The organism is Deltaproteobacteria bacterium (assembly GCA_016874775.1).
Taxonomy (GTDB): Bacteria; Desulfobacterota; Binatia; order Bin18; family Bin18; genus VGTJ01.
On record VGTJ01000266.1, the window covers coordinates 1 to 5,370 of the forward strand.

The 5,370-nt window shown below is 53.6% G+C and carries 3 protein-coding genes; all 3 read left to right on the plus strand.

Annotation, left to right across the window (positions count from 1 at the left end):
- Positions 1–452 precede the first annotated feature (452 nt).
- The 3 genes from tldD to FJ147_26855 are packed head-to-tail and all read left to right on the plus strand — an operon-like array spanning position 453 to position 5,188.
- Complete coding sequence (tldD, locus tag FJ147_26845) at positions 453–1,889, plus strand: metalloprotease TldD (GenBank protein ID MBM4259505.1); 1,437 nt, start codon at positions 453–455, stop codon at positions 1,887–1,889.
- Between the two features lie 9 nt (positions 1,890–1,898).
- A complete protein-coding gene (locus FJ147_26850; protein ID MBM4259506.1) occupies positions 1,899–3,239 on the plus strand; it encodes a TldD/PmbA family protein in 1,341 nt (446 codons plus the stop codon).
- Between the two features lie 47 nt (positions 3,240–3,286).
- Positions 3,287–5,188 (plus strand): hypothetical protein, encoded by a 1,902-nt coding sequence (locus tag FJ147_26855; protein ID MBM4259507.1) that lies wholly within the window; start codon positions 3,287–3,289, stop codon positions 5,186–5,188.
- The last annotated feature ends 182 nt before the right edge of the window (positions 5,189–5,370 follow it).

Consider the following 5,370-nt stretch of genomic DNA (forward strand, 5'->3'; position numbering starts at 1 on the left):
TGAGCCAGGATCAAACTCTCCACTTAAACCTTACTCCGCAGACCCTTGCGGGTCCACTCAGAACTTCTCGCTTCCCTCTCTCTCCCTAAGACACCTCTCCAGTGCCTCCCTAGCTGTCAAAGAGCTTGTTTCTCGCAATGATCAAGAACGTGAGATTGAATCCAGATGATGTGGATAGAATCTGAACGAGAAGTTCTCTTATAACGACCTTCTCTATTCTTGTCAACGATTCTATATTTTCTCTCTGTTTTCTCTCTGCCGTTTTCGCGAGAGGGCACCTTGTAAAAACTTTTCCTGAGTTTGTCAAGCAGGAGCGCTCGCGCTTGAGTACTGCGGCGTGCCTCGCTATCCTTTTTTGGCAAGAAACCGTTCGTCATTCCAGATTGCACCAGGTACCCGTACCGTATTCACTGGCAAACTCATCACCGAAGGGCAGGGTCATGCAACAAGATATGTTATCACCAGAACAGCTCTTTCTCACATCTCGTGATCTCACGTCTCGACACCTCGAACAGACACTGAACACCGCGTTGGAAAAACGTGCCGATTATGCTGATCTCTATTTTGAGGCCCGCACCAATGAGGTCGTTGCGCTTGAAGAAGGAGCCGTAAAAAAAACTTCTCGCGCACTCTCACAGGGAGTAGGCGTTCGCGTTGTTGCTGAAGATAAGACAGGCTATGCGCACTCTGACGATATTACTGTCGATACGCTACAAATTGCTGCTCGAACGGCTCGTACCATTGCTCATGAGTCTGGACAAACACAGGTTACCCCCGTTACCGGCATCCATCGTCCGCAACAAGATTTGTACTCCCTGCCAACCGCACCAACCGCTATCCCGCTCAGCGAACGCATCGCACTCCTCCAACGGATCGACGAAGCAGCGCGGCGCTACGACCCACGCATCGTCAACGTCATGGCCTCGATTGCAGTCGAGCAGAAGCACGTGCTCATCCTCTCGTCTTCAGGGGAAATGGTTGCCGATACGCAGCCACTGCTTCGCCTCCAGGTCACGTGCATTGCCGTGGATGGTAGCAATCGCCAACAGGGAAGTTATGGCGGTGGTGGCCGTATGGATTATCACCTCTTGTTTGACTCTGATCGCTGGCAAACCTTTGCTCAAGAAGCTGCGCGTCAGGCGATCCTGGGCCTCGAAGCAGTTCCAGCTCCAGCAGGCACGATGACGGTCGTACTCGGTCCAGGATGGCCAGGCATTCTGCTTCACGAAGCAATCGGCCATGGACTCGAAGGGGATTTTAATCGCAAGAAAGTGTCTGCTTTTAGTGACCTTCTCGGGAAAAAGGTTGCCTCCGAATTGTGTACGGTAGTGGACGACGGCACTCTTCCCAATCGCCGCGGATCACTCAATGTCGATGACGAAGGAACACCGACAAGCCGTACCGTCCTCATTGAGAAAGGAATTCTCAAGGGCTACCTCCAGGACAAACTCAACGCTCGGCTCATGAAGGTCCCACCAACTGGCAATGGACGACGTGAGAGTTTCGCCCATATCCCTATGCCACGCATGACCAACACGTTCATGTTAGGGGGAGATACTACTCCCGAGGAAATTCTCGCCTCAGTGCCGCGTGGTCTATATGCAGTCTCTTTCGGAGGCGGGCAAGTCGATATTACCAGCGGCAAGTTCGTGTTCTCTGCAAGTGAGGCGTATCTGATCGAGGACGGAAAAATTACTCGCCCAGTCAAAGGTGCAACACTCATCGGGAACGGCCCTGACGTGCTCACGCGTATTTCTATGGTCGGCAACGACCTGAAACTTGACGAAGGCATTGGCACCTGCGGCAAGGAGGGACAGTCCGTTCCCGTTGGAGTGGGACTGCCAACTATACGGGTTGATGGTCTCACTGTCGGTGGCACTCAAGCATAGGAGACCAGCATGAATATCGAAAATTTGGCTACAGAAATCCTCGAACTCGCACGCAAGCAAGGAGCTACGGCTGGTGATATTTTGATCGCCACCGGAGAGTCGTTCTCTACTGGCGTACGCCTCAAAGAAGTCGAAAAAGTACAGCAGTCCCAAGAAAAACGCATGGGGTTGCGTCTGTTTGTCAACCAACACAGCGCGATCACCTCAACCGCGGACTTCACTCGCGATACGCTATTTGCTTTAGTCGAGGAGACCATCGCACTGGCGAAAGCGACTGCGGCAGATGAGTTCTCAGGTTTACCGCCCGCCAATCTCTTGGCGAAGGACTTGCCAAATCTTGATTTGTACGACGCAGGAACTTCGCTCTCGCCAGAAGAGAAGATTGCCCTTGCCCGTGAAGCAGAAGCAGCAGCTATGAGTATCGACCCACGTATCATCAACTCAGAAGGGGCAGAGTTTTCCAGTGGTGATCACGAAGTGTTGTATGCCAATTCCTTGGGCTTCTCCGGAGGGTACCGCACAAGTAGTTACTCGCTAACGGTCGTGCCGGTTGCCGCCTCCAACGGTGCGATGCAGCGTGATTACTGGTATTCGTCGCATCGAAAATTCGCTCAGCTCGAGTCGCCGGCCGCCATCGGCCAAAAGGCAGCAGAACGGACACTCCGTCGTCTCGACGCACGTCGGGTAAAAACCCAAGACGCACCGATCGTTTTTGATCAACAGATGGCAGCGAGTTTGTTACGCCACCTTGCCGCAGCGATTTCCGGCTCGTCTCTCTATCGAAAAACCTCTTTTCTGTTGGGGAAACTCGGACAAAAAATCGCTACGAACGGAGTCTGGATCGATGATGATGCACGCCTCCCTTCTGCTCTTGGATCAAAGCCATTCGATGGCGAAGGGCTCCCTACCCGTCGCACCCCGGTGATCGAAGATGGCGTCCTGAAGAGCTATCTCCTTGATACCTACTCGGCAAAAAAGCTCGGCATGCAATCGACTGGAAGCGCAAGCCGCTCCTTTTCAGATGCTCCCGCTGCCACCACCACAAACTTCTTCCTCAAACCAGGAACGACATCACCAGAAGAGATCATTCGTTCAGTACGCTCCGGTCTGTACGTTACTGAGCTGTCTGGCTTCGGCGTGAATCCTGTCACTGGTGACTATTCGCGAGGAGCGGTCGGCATGTGGATTGAAAATGGAGAACTCGCCTACCCTGTTGAGGAGGTTACCATTGCCGGCAATCTTCTCGATATGTTCAAGCAGATTGAAGTGATCGGGAACGACTTAGATTTACGCAGTACCATTGCAGCGCCGACACTGAAAATTGCCCGCATGACTATTGCTGGAGAATAGGTCCCGCTTTTGCCAAGACGATCGTAACACGCTAATCTCGTCAGCGGATGCGACAGAAGCTGTACGATTATCTACTTGAACGACCTGGAGGAGCAACAGCAAGCGAGTTGGTCAGTTTGCTGTTCTCCTCTGGCTTAACCCCAAAACCTCCACATCAAAGCGCAGCCGACTTTGCTGGACGTTTTCTCCATTCGTCACTCGGAGCCGATCCGCACTTTTCCTACGACCCAGCAAGTGATCGCTGGTACGTAGCCGTTCACGCAGCTCTCCAACAGCCATTGGCACGCGCGCAGTTTGTTGTTGTTGATCTCGAGACCACAGGGTTAAAACCAGGAACCGCAGCAATTACTGAGATCGCCGCCGTGCGGGTCAGTAACGGAAAACTGATCGAGGAATTCCATACACTTGTCAACCCAGGGCACCACGTGCCGTCGATGATTACACGTTTAACGGGAATCACCGACGAAATGTTACGCGATCAACCTCGGATCGACGATATCTTTCCGCAACTGCAGAGATTCCTTGGATCATCAGTCCTTGTCGCCCATAACGCTGACTTCGACGTACGATTTCTCGACTTCGATGCCCAACGACTGCTCTCAACACCGTTACTGAATCCGTCGCTTTGTACCGTACGGCTTGCACGCCGACTGTTACCTGGCTTACGTTCCCGTGCCCTCGACGCGGTGGCAGAGCATCTTGGCGTCTCATGTCTCGATCGTCACCGTGCGTTAGGTGATGCACGGATTACCGCTGAGGTATTGTTGATCCTCTTGGAAAAACTTGCTGCTCATGGGGTCACAACCGTCGGGCACCTTTTGGATTTTCAATATCACGCCCGAGATGGTCGCCGCTTCGAGTTTTCCGTGCCGCGCCCGACGCTGGCGCATCTGCCTGAAACTCCAGGTGTATACCGCATGTTCGATGTTGAAGGTCGTTTGCTCTACATCGGCAAAGCAAAGAACTTGCGTCGGCGCGTGAGTTCGTATTTCACCAACTCCACTGGGCACAGTGATAAAGTGCTCGACCTTGTCCGTCATATCCACGAGATCAAATATGACGAAACCGGATCTGAACTTGAGGCGGCGCTGCGCGAAGCAGAGTTAATCTATTCTCTCAAGCCACCGTATAACCGACTCTCCAAACATCTCCCGCGTGTCGCCTTTCTCAAACTCACAGTGAACCACACCTACCCACGACTTAGCATCTCAGCAAAGCCGAGTAGCGATCGTGCCCTCTACATCGGCCCCTTCCGGAGTCGCGATTTCGCCGAAAAAGCACAACGTCTTCTCGCCCGGCTGTTTACCCTCCGTACGTGTCAGGGCAGCATCTCCCCTGCCCCAGAGTTCACTCCGTGTTTACTGGGCCAAGTTGGAGCGTGCACCGCGCCATGTGCTGGTCGTATTTCTCAAGACGGGTACAGAACCCAGGTAGCCGCATTTTTACAGTTTCTCAATGGTGAGACGTCTCAACTCCGCGAGTCGTTGGTAGACAAGCGCGACGGCCTCGCCGCTGAGCTGCGTTTTGAAGGAGCCGCTCGTATCCAGCAGGATTTGCAACTCCTTGACCAAATTCAGACAGTGCACCAACGGTTTCACTGGATTGTCACGCGAGCACATGCGTTTGTACTGTTGCCCAGTCGAGAGCCGGGTGCCGCAACAGTGTATCTCGTGCTTAATGGACGCTTAATCAGAGGCGGCCTTGTCCGTACCCGCGAGGACCTTGAGCCCTTCGCCACACTATGTCGTGAGCGCTTCGCGCTCGATCACGAACGACCGCTCCGTCCGGAAGAAATCGACGTCAGTGTCATCTTGGCCGCCTGGCTCCGCGATCCTGATCGCACGCAAGGAACGGTATTTCCTCTCGATAGCCCTGTCTCTCTTGAGGAACAACTGGGTGATGTCGAGAGTGTCCTGCGAGATCTCCAATCCTTAGAGAGAGTCATGTAACCACCAGTCCCATTTGCATTCCACACCATACCTGAGCAACAATTCCAACTGGTCAAATAAGCTACCACGGCCAGAGGCCGTGGTATTAAGAAGGCCCCTCCGAAGGGGCCGAGCACATTCCGAAGCCCCCGCTGGGGGCGGTAACTCTTAGGAAGGCCCCGCTGGGGCCTCTATACGGTTAC